This window comes from Emticicia sp. TH156 (genome assembly GCF_002855535.1).
Lineage (GTDB): Bacteria > Bacteroidota > Bacteroidia > Cytophagales > Spirosomataceae > Emticicia > Emticicia fluvialis.
Genome location: NZ_PKRS01000014.1, coordinates 28,617 through 45,128 on the forward strand (window position 1 = coordinate 28,617; position 16,512 = coordinate 45,128).

At 42.3% G+C, this 16,512-nt stretch carries 12 protein-coding genes; 4 read left to right on the forward strand and 8 right to left on the reverse strand.

Features of this window, described 5'->3' with window-relative positions:
- Window positions 1-101: 101 nt before the first annotated feature.
- The gene (locus C0V77_RS21150; protein ID WP_101728386.1) at window positions 102-1,022 is read left to right on the forward strand and encodes a patatin-like phospholipase family protein; all 921 of its coding nucleotides are present in this window, start codon (window positions 102-104) and stop codon (window positions 1,020-1,022) included.
- Window positions 1,023-1,098: 76 nt separating this feature from the next.
- On the opposite strand, the gene C0V77_RS21155 is transcribed toward C0V77_RS21150, so the two are convergent.
- Both C0V77_RS21155 and C0V77_RS21160 read right to left on the reverse strand, forming a co-directional pair.
- Window positions 1,099-2,388, reverse strand: a complete 1,290-nt coding sequence (locus C0V77_RS21155; protein WP_101728387.1) for a sterol desaturase family protein — start codon at window positions 2,386-2,388, stop codon at window positions 1,099-1,101.
- A gap of 163 nt (window positions 2,389-2,551) precedes the next feature.
- On the reverse strand, window positions 2,552-3,367 hold the full coding sequence (locus tag C0V77_RS21160) for a hypothetical protein (protein WP_158237985.1): 816 nt from the start codon (window positions 3,365-3,367) through the stop codon (window positions 2,552-2,554).
- Between the two features lie 140 nt (window positions 3,368-3,507).
- On the opposite strand from C0V77_RS21160, the gene C0V77_RS21165 reads away from it, so the two are divergent.
- Window positions 3,508-4,590: an AI-2E family transporter gene (locus tag C0V77_RS21165; RefSeq protein ID WP_101728389.1), complete on the forward strand. Its 1,083-nt coding sequence runs from the start codon at window positions 3,508-3,510 to the stop codon at window positions 4,588-4,590.
- Between the two features lie 80 nt (window positions 4,591-4,670).
- Here C0V77_RS21165 and C0V77_RS21170 read toward each other — a convergent pair whose 3' ends face one another.
- On the reverse strand, window positions 4,671-4,967 hold the full coding sequence (locus tag C0V77_RS21170) for a hypothetical protein (protein WP_101728390.1): 297 nt from the start codon (window positions 4,965-4,967) through the stop codon (window positions 4,671-4,673).
- Window positions 4,968-5,071: 104 nt separating this feature from the next.
- The gene (locus C0V77_RS21175; protein ID WP_101728391.1) at window positions 5,072-7,429 is read right to left on the reverse strand and encodes an ABC transporter permease; all 2,358 of its coding nucleotides are present in this window, start codon (window positions 7,427-7,429) and stop codon (window positions 5,072-5,074) included.
- Between the two features lie 256 nt (window positions 7,430-7,685).
- Between C0V77_RS21175 and C0V77_RS21180 the strand changes: the two genes are divergently transcribed.
- Complete coding sequence (locus tag C0V77_RS21180) at window positions 7,686-8,624, forward strand: LysR substrate-binding domain-containing protein (RefSeq protein WP_101728392.1); 939 nt, start codon at window positions 7,686-7,688, stop codon at window positions 8,622-8,624.
- Here C0V77_RS21180 and C0V77_RS21185 read toward each other — a convergent pair.
- The 3 genes from C0V77_RS21185 to C0V77_RS21195 form a co-directional block, all read right to left on the reverse strand.
- Window positions 8,621-10,525, reverse strand: a complete 1,905-nt coding sequence (locus C0V77_RS21185) for an AAA domain-containing protein (RefSeq protein ID WP_101728393.1) — start codon at window positions 10,523-10,525, stop codon at window positions 8,621-8,623. The genes C0V77_RS21180 and C0V77_RS21185 overlap by 4 nt on opposite strands.
- A gap of 141 nt (window positions 10,526-10,666) precedes the next feature.
- Window positions 10,667-11,704: a twin-arginine translocation signal domain-containing protein gene (locus C0V77_RS21190; protein ID WP_101728394.1), complete on the reverse strand. Its 1,038-nt coding sequence runs from the start codon at window positions 11,702-11,704 to the stop codon at window positions 10,667-10,669.
- A 56-nt stretch (window positions 11,705-11,760) separates the two neighbouring features.
- Window positions 11,761-13,110 (reverse strand): DEAD/DEAH box helicase, encoded by a 1,350-nt coding sequence (locus tag C0V77_RS21195; protein WP_101728439.1) that lies wholly within the window; start codon window positions 13,108-13,110, stop codon window positions 11,761-11,763.
- A 148-nt stretch (window positions 13,111-13,258) separates the two neighbouring features.
- Here C0V77_RS21195 and C0V77_RS21200 point away from each other — a divergent pair, with 148 nt between their 5' ends.
- The gene (locus tag C0V77_RS21200) at window positions 13,259-14,443 is read left to right on the forward strand and encodes a hypothetical protein (RefSeq protein ID WP_101728395.1); all 1,185 of its coding nucleotides are present in this window, start codon (window positions 13,259-13,261) and stop codon (window positions 14,441-14,443) included.
- A gap of 69 nt (window positions 14,444-14,512) precedes the next feature.
- Here the strand turns inward: C0V77_RS21200 and C0V77_RS21205 are convergent, their stop codons facing one another.
- Window positions 14,513-16,387, reverse strand: coding sequence for a beta-N-acetylhexosaminidase (locus C0V77_RS21205; RefSeq protein ID WP_101728396.1), 1,875 nt, complete (start codon window positions 16,385-16,387; stop codon window positions 14,513-14,515).
- Window positions 16,388-16,512: the final 125 nt, after the last annotated feature.

The window sequence follows — 16,512 nt, forward strand, 5'->3', positions numbered from 1 at the left end:
AACTGATAATAATGATAGCCAAATTTAATTTTGTACGGTATATTTGAATAATTAGTAAATATTTCCTAATTCGCTTATCTAAATTAACTTAACCACTATTCATGAAGGCATTAGTTTTGGGGGGAGGCTCGTTGAAAGGAGCATGGCAGGTAGGGGCCATTCAGGCAATTTTAGAAACCGGCTTTAAGCCTGAAATGATTTATGGCATTTCGGCTGGGGCGCTTAATGCCAGTTTTATGGTAAATGAAGCCGGGCGGCAACACGTTGAAACAGGTGAAATAAACTGGGACCTCGTCAATAAAAAACTACTTAAATTCTGGCTTGAAAACATAACCCGCCCAAGCGATATCGGTATCCTGAAATCAAGATTCTCATTGGGAATTGATACCATCATGAGCCGCTTTAATGGCCTGATTGATACTAATCCGTTGCATGATAAACTCAAAAAATACCTTGATGCCAACCTGTTGCGTAAGAGTCCGGTTTATCTGAAAGTAGGCGCCGTAAATATTAATACAGGAGCCATGAAATACGCCGACCCCATGGAACAATATTTTCTGGACTACCTGCGGGCCAGTAGCTCTTTGCCGTTTATTATGCCGGCTATACAAATTGGCGGCGACCACCGCGAGGCATATATGGACGGGGGCCTTAGAGAGGTAGTACCCGTAAAAAAAGCCATTGAAGACGGCGCCACTGAAATTTATTGCATAGCTACGCACCCCAAACATCGCCCGCTTGAGCATTTTAACTACCGTAATTTTCTGAGCCTGATAGAACGCGTAAAAGACATAACTGTGAACCAGTTTGAAAACAGTGATATTGAATGGGCCGAAAACTATGCCGAAAATTATATGACGATTGGTTCTTTTAAACTGGCCAGAAAAGTAAATCTGAATATTATCAGGCCTGACGAGCCGATTCATCTGGAATTGACAGATTTTAACTCAAACGATATCAGAGAGGTAATTAAACAAGGATATGAACACGCCTACAAAATGTTGTTTGAACGTGTGAAGTAGCTGTTAAATAACCAAAAAAGAGGGTCTCAGATTTAATTCTGCAGACCCTCTTTTTTGGTTCAGACAAGCACTCTTTCTAGTGTGCTACTTTCTGCATGGTTACTTTGGCAACCGCCAGGTCTTTCCGGATGTCGTAAAAAACAAAATAAGCGGTTACCAATGTAGATAATATAAAATAAGCAGAAATGGCATAAACCGCCCAGGGTATCTGCGTACTGATACCAAACCAGTTGCCGGTATAGTAAATAATAAACAGACCAGCCAGGTTTTTAAGGGTTTCGTACAGCAAGGCATAAGGGTTTCTGTCCATCAGCTCTGAATAGCTGAAAACAATCAGAAAAACGAAGCCACCATAAATAAAGATACCAGGGCTACCAATGGCAGACAGGTTAGCAAAGAAATAACTGATGAGCGCAAATGTGAAAATGAACTGCACCCAGATCCAGGTTTGCATCAGCAATGAAGACTTAGGCGCGTATTTTTCAAAATGATAAGGATCTTCAATTTTAAAAACCGGATACTTTTCTGATACGTCGGCGGGTCTCCAGCCGGTCGGCATAAACCATATTCGCAGTTTGTCGCGCCAGCTAGTAGTATGGTAAGCATCCTGCATCAGTAACCACAAATGCTGAAAATTAATCTTAATCGGGTTCCAGGTGCTTACCGGTCTGGTTATACCATAAACCGGGGGTATATCGGGTAGCTCTTCCTGAAATGTGCCAAAGAGTTTGTCCCAGATAATGAATATCTGCGCATGGTTTTTATCCAGATACTCAGGATTAATGGCATGATGTACCCGGTGGTGCGACGGGGTAACTATGATTTTTTCAAGAAAGCCCAGTTTGCCAATATAGACAGTATGATACCAGAACTGCGCAAATAAATGCAGCGGTGCCACAATGGCAATTACTTTGCTGTCGACCCCCAGCAATGCAGCCGGAAGCAGAAAAACGGTAAATAGATTAACGAACGAAGAAATACTTTGCCGTAACGCACATGCCAGGTTGAACTCTTCACTGCTATGATGGATGGCGTGTTTGTTCCAGAAGAAATTTATCTGGTGGCTCAGGCGGTGTATCCAGTAGCCAGAGAAGTCTAAGGCAACAAAAGCAATGATATAAACCCAGATGGTAGACTCAACTTTATAAATTGCCCAGTGTTTTACCATGTAGTCATAAGTGATAATAGAAACGCTTAGTCCTAATACATCTTTAATAATATTGGTAAAGCCCGAGCTCATGCTTGAGAGCATATCCATGGTTTTGAATGACTCTTTCCTGATAGCCCATCCATAGAGTTTTTCTAATAAAACCAATACCAGAAAGACCGGCATGGCTATGTTAAGAATTTTGCCGTAGGTTTCCATTTAAGTATGCTTGCATAATAATTTAAATCAAAGATAGTAATATTCAGAGAAAAAATAAAGTTTTTTGCAGAAAAGCAGGTTCGGTACGTAGAATGTACATGACCTGGCGGCGAGTCTTGAATGATGGTCTATCTGCCAGAATGGTAGTCTAATTGCCACCGGGTTACTTCTTTTTTCTTAGCGTGTACACACTGCGTTGCTCGTTGGTAACAATAAAATCAGTATTGTTACTATATACAATAGCCTCGGTTTGTTTACGGCCAACTTTAATGCATCCTTTGGGTTTAGAGAAATCAATCTTTCCATTCGCAATCTCAAAAGTAAAGATTTTGCCATAGGTAAGCAGTGCAAATTCTTTACCATCAGGGCTTACATCAGCGGCCGTAACCTGCGTTTTTATATAAATACTGTCTATGGGGCTTACTGTATAATCGCCGGGTTTGTCTGGCATTACATACAGTTTCGATACATGTTTTGTTGATTTATCCTTAGAAAACAAATAGAGGTTGTTATTAAACCAGAAAAAAGCCTCGCAATCAAACACCGGCTCCTTTGCCGGATAATCCGTCTGGTCTGCATACCGAAACGTTATTTTATCTGTCTGGCCATCTTTAAATCTGTAAATGCCCAGGTCTTTTCGTTTCTGGCTGTTATTGCCAAAATCGCCTATATAAATGTATCCGCGGGTATCGTGGGTAAGGTCTTCCCAGTCAACATTTTTACTATTGCTGATTTTCAGGGTGTCAGATACATTTCCATTTGTATCTACAAGGTATAATTCTGGTTTTCCGCCGCTGTCGTTATGGGTCCAGTACAACCCAGGTTTAGCAGAAGGTGTAAGCCCCGAACTCTCATTCACTACTCCCTTTAATTCTCCGGTTTTTGTTATTTTGTAATGGGCTTTGGCTCTATTAAATCCACTTTTATGAATTTCAGGATAGCAATTGCAAAGCGCCACTTTCATTGAAAACAAAAACATATAAAATTTAAACAACATCGATATGCGGATTTTTTTAATTCACTGTAAATGTTTGAATATCGCAATCAAGTTAGTTATTTTTGGATTGTTTCAGAAAGTTTCCTAATTATTAGTATCCAATTTATTTCTAACCTCTCTGTATGAAGGTCCGTCAGCAGCCATTTTATACCCGTCTAGCGTATGTGCTTATTTCGGTGGTCATTATCATTTACGGTATGTACATCCTGAAAGATTTGCTCATACCGCTCACGTTTTCGGGGCTTTTTGCGCTGCTTTTATTACCGGTATCGCAGTTTCTTGAAAAATACGGGGTACCGCGCTGGATGGCTATTTTTATATCTATTCTGATGGCCCTTTCGTTTTTCTGCCTGTTTTGCTATATGATATACGTACAGATAATAGATTTGGAAGAGGTACTGCCACAACTTACTGAAAAAGCCGAAAAATGGTACCGTAGTTTTCAGTTGTTGATTCGTGATACTTTTCATATCAGCCGAACCAAGCAGCGGATAGAAGGACAGAAATACCTGACTGAACTGCTGAAAAACAATAGTTCTATCATTACCAATACCTTATCAACAACCACCGGGCTGTTAGGTAACCTGACCCTGATTCCGCTTTATGTATTTTTATTGTTGCTCTATCGCGACTTCATCCGTGTGTTTTTTTATAAAGCGTTAAAGCCGGTAAGTAACCACCGGGTAGACGTAGTCTTGAAAAAAGTGAAAGATGTGATTGTCAATTACGTGGTAGGTCTCATTATAGTAATTGGTATTATTGGCATACTAAACACCCTGGGTTTGTTTATTATGGGTATTGAGCACGCCTTTTTCTTTGGTTTTTTTGCAGCCATACTTGTGCTAATACCCTACATTGGCGTGGCCATTGGCTCTTTACTGCCCATAGTTTTTGCTTTAATTACCAAAGATTCGGCCTGGTATGCATTTGGAGTAGCCGCATTATTTGGAGGGGTGCAGTTTCTTGAGGGTAATTTTATTACACCTTATGTGGTGGGCTCAAAGGTGAGTGTCAATTCAATGGCGGCTATTATAGCGCTTATTGTTTTTGGCAACTTATGGGGGTTGTCTGGCCTTGTGCTGGCATTACCTATAACGGCCATTATAAAAGTGTTATTCGATTCTATTGAAAGCCTGCGTCCTTACGGATTTCTGATTGGCGATGCCGACCATAACGATGTAAAGAAATGGCGTGTAGAAAGATAAAACCCGGTATAGGTGCCTCTGGCACAATTCAATACCGGGTTATGTTTAATCTGTTTGAAAGATGGTTGGGTAAAGTTGTATCAAATTTCGGCTCCAGCAAGTTTTCGTTGTAATGGTAAATCGGTTCGTTTTACAAAAGTAATAGGCACAAACGTTTCTGTGGGGGCGCCAATGTAATAGAGCGTCCAGTCCTGATCGTACCTAGCCAGCATGTTTCTGATGCACTCAGCGCGGTCAATTATCGGAAACTCGCACTCGTCCCAATAAAATAGCTCTACTCTGTAATGCAATTCTTGTTTTAAACCATTGATGGTTACTTCGATTTCGATATCCTGCTTACCCGGAAGCGACGGAATCGGTACAGCTATATGTGCCATTGTTTCATTTGGTTTAGTGCAGAAGACAACGGAGCAGGGGGGTAAGGGCAAAGGGCATAAGGTGAAAAACCCTTTGCCCCATGCTACATGCCATTTGCTTTTTTCTATTCAGATTTAAGAGATTTCATCGGATTCATCAAAGCTGCTTTGATTGACTGATAGCTGACAGTCAGCAAAGCAATTGCCACAGCTACTAAACCCGCCACCAAAAAGAACCACCACTGGATTTCAATACGATAGGCGTATTTTTGCAACCAGTTTTTCATCAGATACCACGCCAGCGGAAACGCAATCAAAGCGGCAATAAATACTAATTTCAGAAAATCTTTAGATAGCATAGCTGTAATACTAAATACACTTGCGCCCAGAACTTTTCTTACGCCAATTTCTTTAGTGCGTTGTTCAGCGGTAAACATGGCCAGGCCAAATAAACCCAGGCAAGAGATAAAAATGGCCAGAAATGCAAAGTAATTTGCCAGCTTGCTTACCACGTTTTCGCCTTTATACTGGTCGGCAAACTCCTGGTCGGTAAAATAATACTGAAACGGAAAGCGCGGATTAAATTTCTTGTAGGCTTTTTCCATACTTGCCAGGGCTTCGCGGGTTTTTCCTGCCTGCGCCCGCACAATTAGCTGACCCCAGTTTTCTTTACCTCTCTGAAAATTAAGAATCAGCGGTGGAATACTCTCATGCAACGAATTGATATGAAAACTTTTTACCAAACCAATAATAATGCCTTTTTTGCCCCACATGGTCATTTCTTTACCAACCGGGTCTTTCATGTCCATTTTTTTTGCTGCCTCTTCATTAATAATATAATTGGAGGTATCTGTGCTGAAAGACGGTGAGAAATCGCGCCCGTCTTTCAATTGTATGCCCATCGTTGCCAGATAATCAAAAGAAACCGGATTCTGCGAGAACAGGATTGTCTTGGTGGTATCTTTACCGGGCCAAGTCACCCCTTGCGTTGAGCTTCCAACCTGCAGTGGGTCCGCCTGCGAGCTGGTAACAGATTTAATGCCCTGCATATTGAGTAACTCCTGCTTGAAGGCCGTAAAATTGGCACCGAGGTCTCCTTCAATAGGCGAATAAATTAGATTTTCTTTGTCGAAACCCAGGTTTTTGGTTTGTATAAATTGTATTTGCCGGTACACTACCATCATGCCTACAATAAGCATGATAGAAAGTGAAAACTGAAATACAACCAGTCCTTTTCTGAAAAACGTAGCGCTGGGTTTAAATTTCAGGCTGCCTTTCAGTACCACTACAGGTTTGAGCGAAGACATAAACAAAGCCGGATAACTACCAGCTACCAAACCAGTAATGATGGTAAGGCCTAGCAGAATAAGCAGGAAAAGCGGGTCGGTAAAATTAAGGCTCAGGTGTTTGTCGGTAAGGGTGTTAAACGCGGGTAGTATCAGAAATACCAGTAAAATGGCGAAAATCAAACTTAAAAATGCGATAATTAGCGATTCTCCCAGAAACTGGCCTATCAGAGAGTATCTTACTGCGCCAACTACTTTACGTACACCCACCTCTTTAGCCCGTTTTACCGAACGCGCCGTGGCCAGGTTCATGAAATTGATGCAGGCAATTACAAGAATAAAAACAGCTATAATGCTGAACATCTTAACGTAGTCTATGCGGCCGCCATCTTGTAAACCAGCTTTGTAATTAGAGTATAGATAAACGTCTTCATAAGGTTGCAGAAACAACTCAACGTTACTGTCTTTATTTTTGGTTTTGATATAGCCCTTTATTTTGGCCTGAACCTTTTTGATATCGGCGTTTTTGTTGAGCATTACGTAGCATCTTGGCCCGTTATTACTCCATTCTTTGGCCCATTCGTTGGTTTTAAGCCAACGGTCATAGCTCATCAGGAAGTCGAACTTGAGAGAAGACTGCTCGGTAATTGGCTTAAGCACACCTGTTACCATTACGTCATCACGGTTATCAACCCGGATGATTTTGCCCATAGGGTCCTGATTAGGAAAGTACTTGTCTGCAATTCTTCTAGAAATAACCACCCCGTCGGGGCGTTTCAGTGCTGTGCGGGCATCTCCTGCTGCCAGTTCAAAACTGAACATATTCAAAAAATCGCCGTTTACATAACGGCCTTTTTCTTTTTCAAAGATATCGCCTACTGTAAAAAGCGGTGATTCTTCCCAGAGTATCTGGCTGGCCATTTCAATCTCAGGAATGTCTTTGGTAATATGCTGAGACAAAATGCCCGGAGTGGACGGGTAGGTAACTACTTCACCGGCGTAAAACTGGTTTTCCATAACCCGGTAAAGCCTGCTACCGTTTTTATGGAACTTGTCTTTTTGTAATTCATCCTGCAACCATAGCATAATAAGCAGGCTGCAGGTCATACCTAAAGCCAGACCCATAATGTTGAGCAGGCTGAATGTTTTGTTTTTCCATAAATTGCGCCAGGCAACTTTCAAGTAATTTCTTATCATAATTTTGTATTAAGGAACAGGTCTTTGAATAAAGCATCTGCAAACCCTATACCAATAAATATAAATGATTGATATGTAGTCTTTTATGTTGTTTTTGGCTGTAGTTAAATGTCCGAAAACGGACAGTTCTTTGTTCAAATATGGACAAACCAGCTTTGCTGCCTTTCAGCCGCAGCAACAGCTGCATTTTTAGAAGCGTTAAGGTGTTAAACAGGGTTGATGTTTTGTATATTTGTATAGATAAAATCTATTTAAGTTGAATATACAACAATTAGAATACATAGTGGCGGTTGATAAGCACCGTCATTTTATGAAAGCGGCCGAGGCGTGCTTTGTAACACAGGCTACCCTTAGCATGATGGTGAAAAAACTGGAAGAAGAGCTGGAGGTAATTATATTCGACCGCAGCAAGCAACCCGTGGTGCCTACCGATACCGGTAAAAAGATTATAGCCCAGGCGCAGGTGATATTAAGAGAAACCGGAATCTTGAAAGAAGTAGCCAGAGCAGTAAAAAAAGAAGTACAAGGCCAATTGAGAATTGGTATCATTCCTACCCTGGCGCCGTATCTGCTACCGCTGTTTTTATATGACCTCCTGAAAAAATATCCGCAGGTAAAGGTGCGTATCAGTGAGCTTAACACCGGGCAGATAATTGAACAGCTAAGCAATGACCTGATAGATGTTGGGATTCTGGCCACTCCCATTAATGCAGAGGGTATAAAGGAATATCCGTTGTTTTATGAAAAACTGGTGGCTTTTGTATCGGATAGCGAAGAAACGCTGAACAAAAAGTATATAATACCTGAGGATATTGATGTGAATCGCCTTTGGCTGCTGGAAGAGGGGCATTGTTTGCGCTCACAAATGATGAACCTGTGCGAGCTGCGAAAAAAGAATACCGACCTGGGGAATCTGGAATATGAGGCTGGGAGTATTGAGTCTTTGTTGAAAATTGTAGAAATCAACAAAGGCATAACAGTAATACCCGAACTGGCCATCATCAATTTTGACGACAAAAAGAAAAGCCAGATACGGGAGTTTATGTCACCCGTGCCTGTGCGTGAGATTAGCCTGGTTACCTACCGCCACTTTATAAAAACCCGGTTGCTGGAAGTACTGCAACAGGAAATAAAAGAGGCAGTAAATAAAGTACTGCCCGAAAAACCGGACGGCCAATTTGTGGTTGAAATTTAATCCATAAATTCCCAGGCGCTTTGATAGGTGTTCAGTTGCTCGGTATAGGCAATGAAATCGGCATAAAACGGAAACGAAGCCAGCGTGGCGCTGTCGCCTACAATTACCAGTTTTTTTCGGGCGCGTGTCATGGCTACATTCATCCGGCGGATGTCTGACAAGAAACCGATACTGCCTTCTGCATTGCTTCGGGTCATGCTGATGTACACAATGTCGCGTTCCTGCCCCTGAAAACTGTCTATGGTATTTACCGAAATCTTAGCCCGGTAATCCAGTAAATCGGGGCTGCTTTCTAACTGTGCCTGCAATAGATTAATCTGCTCTTTATAGGGCGATATAACTGCAACAGAAGGGAACTTCTCTGGTGTATAGCCTTGATTTTTTAACTCTGCCACAAGTGCATGCAGGTGTTTGAATACAAACGCGGCCTCGTCGGGATTGGTGGTACTCGTGCCTTCAAGTTTTTCATCAAAGCTGCACCCCGCGGTATCAATGAAAACAACAGGCAAATCATTTTTAAATAATAAATGATTTGCCACATTGCTATTGGCTTTCAGACGATTTTCATAAAATACTTTCGACGAAAAACCCATAATCTGCTCATTCATACGGTACTGTTCTTCCAGCAGCACCACAGCCTCCGGATGCAGGCTGACGAGCTTTTCGAGCAGGGTAGTGGCCAACCCGCCTCTGGCTGCTTCATTTGATTTGATAGTCGGCGGAAGCTGAAGATGGTCGCCGGCCAGAATTACTTTTTGCGCTTTCAGAATCGGTATCCAGCAGGCAGGTTCAAGGGCTTGTCCGGCTTCGTCAATCACCACGGTGTGGTACTTCAGATTTTTAACCGTGTAATTGTTTGCCCCTACTAAGGTGGCCGTAATTACCTGAGCCCTGGCAACAATGTCGTCAATCATGTACTGCTCTGAGTTACCCACTTCTTTCATTATTTTATGGGCTTCATCAAACAGTAGTTTACGCTGGTCACGCTCGGCTTTCCCGAAGTTACGTTTATACTTATGCGCCATATTTTTGTATTCCTGCGCTTGCTTTTTTAGTTTTTTGGCCTCTTTCATCAGGCTGTGGTCTGCCATTTTGCTGTCGAGCGTCAAGGCCATCAGTCTTTCGGTTACCCTGGCCGGGTTACCCACGCGCAGCACATTCAGGCCTTCCAGGTGCAGTTTCTCGCTTAGTAAATCTACCGCAGTGTTGCTGGGCGCTACTACCAGAATGGGTTTATGGTCTTTTTGCCATAAGGCCTTAATGGCCTGCACCAGGGTAGTGGTTTTACCTGTGCCGGGTGGGCCATGCACAATGGCCAGTTCGTTGGCCTGCCATATTTTTTCAACTGCCGATTGTTGCGATTCATTTAGTTTTCCACCCAAAAAAACAGGTTTTTCAGTCTGAAAAGTAGGCGGTTTTTCTCCAATCAGTATATCTATCAGCCTGCCCTCTTGTTTTTCACTGCTGGCAGATGCCTGTTTCAGTGCCTCCTGCATTTCGTCATAACTGTTGTCATCAAACAGCACATCAATGCCCAGCTTACCATCCCGGCTCCAGTCTGGCAGTTCATCTGTGCGGAGCGTTATTTTAAGCCTGTTATTTTGCTGAAAAGCAATGGTACCTTCAACCTTGTCATTTTTGGCATCATAGTTACTAAAAAGCACGGCCGGCATACCGGTTCTGAGTTGGTGGGCAATGTCCTGATGGGTGGTTCGCTCAACTTCAACGGTCAGGTAATCTCCCCGGCTCATTTCCATGCCTCTGATAGCAATTGGATACCAGCATAGTCCTTTAGCTCTACGGTCGGCAGCAGAGCTTTGTTCAGTTTGTTTTATGTATTGATTGTGGTCTTCTTCCCGCTCAATCCTGAGTAAGTCCAGTAGTTTTCTGAAATAATTCATACAGCAAAGGTAGCACTAAAATTGCAGTTATGGGTTATCTACTGTTGACAGGCCCTAATCCTGAAAAAAAGACCTCAAGAAAAGCAAAAAGCGGCTGTCTGTTACGCCAGACAACCGCTTTCAGATACAATGGCAGTAATCTTACACCCTTTCCAGTTTAATCGGATAAGTTTTTTTAGAACTCCACTGTGGTACGTAAATGTTGTCGTCAGAATCCATGTAAGCATCATGCGGGTGCATAAAAACATTAAACGGGTCTTGTTTAAACTGAGGTTCCAGCTTACCGTTGGTATAGATAGGTTCACTACCACCCGGCGTTGAAACCACTTTGTCGTTTTTATCTAAAATTGTTATGTATCCGGAGTTAACGTTGCCCTCTGTGGTTGACCGGAAAGCAGCTCCGAAAAGGGTTTCTCCTTTAATTACCGGCCGGCAAATGAATGTGCCCGGCAGAGCAATGGTTGATATATATTTGCCATCAAGGGTATATCGTTTCCAGCAGTTTTCTACCCGTGATGTTACCAGTAGGGTGGGTTTCTGTTTGTTGCGCGTGTCAACAATCACCCCGTGGTTACATTTAAACTCGTCTTTACCGCCCCAATGGCGTATCAGTTTCCCTTTGGTGTCATATTGCATTACGTAATTGAGGCCGTAGCCGTCAACAACGTAAATATCTCCGTTGGCATGATTTACCGCTGTTTCAGTTGGTTTAAACTGGGTAGGGTAGTCATAGACGCCGGTTTCTTTCGGATAATCTATTTTAAATAGTACTTTACCTTTCAGGTCTGTTTTTATTACCTGGTGGCGGTCAGTATCGCAAATGAGTAAAAACTGGTCGGCGCCTTCACCACCAATGGTCAGTCCATGCCCACCCGGATAGGAGTTGCCCCAGGTGTCCAGCAACTTACCCGATTTGTCGTAAATCAATACATTGTTTCTGGTTTCGTTGGTTAAAAGTATAAGACGCCCTTTGGCATCTTCTACCATTTCGTGGCAGTCGTTAACCGGATTCTGTGCTGCATCCAGCACACCCCAGCCTTTCCGGATACGGTATTTATGGGTATTATGGCCAATGATAATTTCATCATTTTTGCCGTAAGTAAGGCCTGGTAGTAAAGTTGCAGCAGTTGCCAGTCCGCCAAGCTTGAAAAAATCGCGTCGGTTCAGGTAATGATTCATGATAGGAGGTTGAATATATCAGTACTTTTGCGACTCAAGTTAATATAAATATTTTATTATCTGCGTTTTGCAGATTTTTTTGTCGTGCTTTTTCTTTTATCCGGCGAGTGTTTTTTTCTTGCCGATGTAGCCGGTTTGCTTTTTTTCATGACCGGGAATCTGACTTTCTTTTCATGGAAAGCCCCCTGAAATGTTGGGTCTTCTTTCTTGCGTTGGTCGTCAATTTCTCTGAGATAATTCTGGCGTTCATCAAAAGGCGTGGCGGGGGTTTCTACCTCCTCCGGTATCTGCACGCGTGGAATCTCCATGCGAATTATCTTCTCAATTTTTTTAATGTGGTAATCTTCCGGAGAGGTCAGGAAGGTTATAGCTTCACCAACATGATTGGCACGCCCGGTTCTGCCGATACGATGTACGTAATCTTCATAAATAATAGGCACATCGAAATTAATAACATGAGATACCTGCAGAATGTCAATTCCTCTTGCTGCCACGTCTGTGGACACTAAAACATTTACACTGCCCTCTCGGAAAGCATCCATAGAGTTAATACGGGTGTTTTGACCCTTATTGGCATGTATGACACGTATTTTATTGAAAGGTACAATCTTTTGCACCATGGAATTATAAACGTGGTCGGCCACTTCTTTTGAACGCGTAAAAATAATGGCTTTTTGTACTTCTTCTGTTTCAAAGATATATTTCAGCAGATTCAGCTTAGTCTGTGTATTGGGTACCTCATACATGCGCTGTTTTACTGTTTCTGCTGTGGTGGCCTGCGGGGTAACCTCTATCCGTAGCGGGAACTCAAGAAATTCTTCTGAAAGTTTCTCAACTTTATCAGCAAACGTGGCCGAAAACAAAAGATTCTGTCTTTTTCGCGGAATCACCTCCAGAATTTTGCGTATCTGTGGCATAAATCCCATGTCCATCATCTTATCGGCTTCGTCAAGCACCATTACTTTTATTTCTTTTACGCCTATTTCTTCGCGAAGGTACAAATCCATGAATCTGCCCGGTGTGGCTACAATTATATCTATGCCTTTCTTGATGGTCTCAATCTGTGTTTTGGGGCCAAGCCCACCATAAATGGCGGTGTGGCGTAAATCGGTATATTTGGCCAGTTCTGCCACTGCCTTATCTATCTGTATTACCAGTTCACGGGTGGGTGCAAAAATAATGCAGCGGGGCATGTGGCCCTGTGCGTATTTTATTTTCATTAGCACTGGCAAAAGATAAGCAGCTGTTTTGCCGGTGCCCGTCTGAGCAATACCCAGTACATCATGCCCTTTCATTATCAGCGGTATTGCCTTTTCCTGTATAGGTGTGGGCGTGGTATATCCGCTGTCTTCAATGGCGTTCAGCAACTGACGGTTCAGCTCAAATTTTTCAAAAGAATTTTCCATGTATTTCTGTTCAATCAAGCCAAAATTTAAGGCTTAACTCCTGATTATTAACTGCAAAAGTACATAATAAAAAAATCTTAGACTAATTAATACTGTTTTCCAACCTTTTACCGAAATACAAGTCAGGGTTTTTAAATACCATTAATTTATGCAAAAAGTAACCGTAGCTTTAATACTTCTGCTGGCTTTTATTGCCAGCGCTTGCGGGGAGAAAAATGAACCTTCGCCAGACGACAAGATTTCTAATATGGCGGTTTTGGCCAGAAACGTAAACGATGATGTGTTACTTACCATCACTGCTTATACATTTAAAAGCCTGAGTGGCCCGGTACCTACTGCCTTTGATACCGCCGAGGTCTGGCTTTCAGAAGGCTCTTCGGGGTTTAACAATATGCAATTGCTGAAAACCACCAGCGAGGAGACACTAAAACTGGAAAACTTAAAGCCAGACCAGACCTATTATGTTTCAGTAAAAGGCATAAAAAAAGGTTTAAAAACTGATTTTGCAAGGCAGATAATGTTTACTACCCATACACTAAAGCCTAAGGATACAATATTGGAGATGTCCAAAAGTGTTTATATGAATAGTTCTGCCACGAGCCCGTACATTGCCTATAACGATATAAATACAGGAGAGACTGTTTTACAGAATTGGGTAAATAAACAGAAGCAGGTGATTTTTAAGAATACGTCTGCCAAGAGTTATCTGGTAAAAGGTTTTAATGGGCGGGGTACCCAGTTGTTTCTGGAAACCACCCGAGATAAAGCGCGCGCTTTTGATTTATATGATATAGCTGCACAGAAGTTTGTAGAAATAAATTTACCCACTGGTGCAAGAATTTGGAACTATGACTTTTCGCCGGATGGCACGCAGCTGGCATATACCGACTATGATAAAACCGGATTATATATTTATAATCTGGTTACCAAAGAAAACAAGCAGTTTTCTGCAGACAGCTTTTATTCTTTCAAGTGGTCTAACGATGGAAGTAGCATTATTCAGTTAAGAAACAAATTGAACTCAGGCGGCGCATTGAAAGAATTAGTGAAGCTTTCTGTAAGCAAGGAAGGGCAAATACAGACAAAACAGATTTTTGAATGGGCATATAACCTTGAATGGGTAATGTTTTCACCTAAAGACGAATACATGCTATTTGCGAGTGATGCCGCCAATAATCCGGATTTATGGGTATATAACCTCAACACACATAAAACATGGCAGATATCTGACGTAGCTAATTTCGGGTGGTTGTCTGACAAAGAGTTTTTTGTTAATACCACCAAACAGGCTGGAGAAACAAGCTGGAAAACTTTACAGTATGCCTTGCCTTAAATTTGTTTGCAAATAAAAAAGCGAGACATATATCCATTGTAAGTCTCGCTTTTTTATTTCAGTTGTAAACTATTTCCCTGCTCTTTTCAACAAATCTTCTCGTTTCAATGTAATCAGGTGTCCTATTGCGGTTTTTTTCTTATAGGTAACAATTCTTAAGGTTACCTGTGCATCAGCGATTTCAATCGGCTCAGTGTATTTTTTAGAGAAATTGTCCGGCATGGTATCGTCAGTAGTGTAATAGATATCAATTTCCGGCATTTCAGAGGCCAGTTCAACCATTAGCTTGCCATCTTTAATGCTGGCATTTACAATTGCATCATAAACAGCTTTCGAATACCCCATTTCTGCCACATCCGCTCTGTCAAAATGGGCTTCCATGCGTTTTGTAAAGTTGGCCCAGTCTTTACTTCCTTTTGCCGACCAGTAGATATCAGACAACGCCCAGGCTCTCGGGTAGGTCATATATTCAGCATAACGGATCGTCGGAATCTGCTCTGTCCATAAATTACCTTGCCCGCCTAAAATGTATTTGGCATCAACTTCGTCTGGCACAGGCTCAAAACTATAGGTTTTGCTCAGGCGTAACGAAGCGTAGATGGGAGGTTCAATGCTGGCATCGCCCTGCATGTAATCAAGGTATGCAAAGGTAGTGGGGGTCATTACCACATTATGTTTCATTTTGGCGGCCTCAATACCACCTTTTACACCACGCCAGCTCATAACGGTAGCGGTTGGCGATATCCCACCTTCCAGAATTTCATCCCAACCCAATAGCTGTTTGCCTTGGGCGTTCAGTATTTTTTCTACCCGTTTCATAAAGTAGCCTTGTAATTCTTCTACGTGGGTCATACCCATTTTTTTCATAAGCGCCTGGCAACCGGGGTCTTTTTCCCAGAAACCCTTATAACATTCGTCGCCACCTACATGGATGTATTTGTTTGGAAACAAGGCGGCCATTTCGGTAAACACTTTATCCAGAAAATCATATACTTTTTCGTCTGAGGGGTTCAATGTGTTGTCTATAAACATTCTGAACTTACCATCGCCATACCATTCGGCAAAGTTGGTGCCCGGGTTTACTTTTGTTTTAGGGTTTTTAGAACACGAAAGCTCAGGATAAGCAGCTAATGCAGCCATGCTGTGGCCGGGTACGTCAACCTCGGGCAAAATGGTTACGCCACGGTCTGCCGCATATTTGATAATCTCTCGGATGTCATCCTGTGTATAAAAGCCCCCATAAGTGGCAGGTTCGCCTTCTTGCGGCTCTTTTCTGTCGCCAAATCTTCCGGCTCTTTCCACGCGCCATGCGCCTACTTCAGTTAGTTTTGGTAAAGATTTTATCTCAATTCTCCAGCCGTTGTCATCGGTCAGGTGCCAGTGCAGAGTATTGAATTTGTAGCGTACCATATCATCAATATAGCGTTTTACATCTTCTTTCGGAAAGAAGTGTCGGCTCACGTCAAGCATGAGTCCGCGCCATCCGAAACGCGGATAATCGGTGATTTTTACGCCCGGTATTGTCCATCTTACGTTTTTCACCACTGTTTTACTTTCAATCTCTTTAGGTAACAATTGTAATAAAGACTGCAGGCCGTAAAACAAACCGGCAGGCTTGTTGGCCGCAATTTTTACACCTGTGCTATGGGCCAGTAGTGTATAGCCTTCGTTACCAATTTTGTTATTTGGGGTAGTGTTAATACTAAACTGAATTGCCCCGGTTTTGTTTATGGCGGGTGCAAAACCGGCCGCATTTTTTAGTTTGGCTGCCAGCATGGCAGCAATTTTGCGGCTTTCTTCATCGCCGGCGCCTATGGTTGTGGCCTTGGTAATTTTAAATACCCCGGCTAGACTTTCAATTTCAACAGGCTTGGGAATAATATTTTGTGCAAAAGCATTACAGGTAAGTATGCTTAGCAGAAGCAGAACAATATTTCTTTTCATAAGAAAATTTAGGTTTTGAGTCGAAACAGGCCCCAAAGTAATCAAAAAAAGGCAGGGCAAACAAATATTTCTGTATGCAGGTAATGGGTGGCGTTACAATAGCCCTGCGCCGACTTTAGTAGGCA

What these genes read in the sequence shown, in the direction of transcription:
- C0V77_RS21165 (WP_101728389.1), top strand. Translation starts at nt 3,508, where the DNA reads ATGAAGGTCCGTCAGCAGCCATTTTATACCCGTCTAGCGTATGTGCTT.
- C0V77_RS21155 (WP_101728387.1), bottom strand. Translation starts at nt 2,388, where the DNA reads ATGGAAACCTACGGCAAAATTCTTAACATAGCCATGCCGGTCTTTCTG.
- C0V77_RS21190 (WP_101728394.1), bottom strand. Translation starts at nt 11,704, where the DNA reads ATGAATCATTACCTGAACCGACGCGATTTTTTCAAGCTTGGCGGACTG.
- C0V77_RS21195 (WP_101728439.1), bottom strand. Translation starts at nt 13,110, where the DNA reads ATGGAAAATTCTTTTGAAAAATTTGAGCTGAACCGTCAGTTGCTGAAC.
- C0V77_RS21205 (WP_101728396.1), bottom strand. Translation starts at nt 16,387, where the DNA reads ATGAAAAGAAATATTGTTCTGCTTCTGCTAAGCATACTTACCTGTAAT.
- C0V77_RS21170 (WP_101728390.1), bottom strand. Translation starts at nt 4,967, where the DNA reads ATGGCACATATAGCTGTACCGATTCCGTCGCTTCCGGGTAAGCAGGAT.
- C0V77_RS21175 (WP_101728391.1), bottom strand. Translation starts at nt 7,429, where the DNA reads ATGATAAGAAATTACTTGAAAGTTGCCTGGCGCAATTTATGGAAAAAC.
- C0V77_RS21150 (WP_101728386.1), top strand. Translation starts at nt 102, where the DNA reads ATGAAGGCATTAGTTTTGGGGGGAGGCTCGTTGAAAGGAGCATGGCAG.
- C0V77_RS21200 (WP_101728395.1), top strand. Translation starts at nt 13,259, where the DNA reads ATGCAAAAAGTAACCGTAGCTTTAATACTTCTGCTGGCTTTTATTGCC.
- C0V77_RS21160 (WP_158237985.1), bottom strand. Translation starts at nt 3,367, where the DNA reads ATGTTTTTGTTTTCAATGAAAGTGGCGCTTTGCAATTGCTATCCTGAA.
- C0V77_RS21185 (WP_101728393.1), bottom strand. Translation starts at nt 10,525, where the DNA reads ATGAATTATTTCAGAAAACTACTGGACTTACTCAGGATTGAGCGGGAA.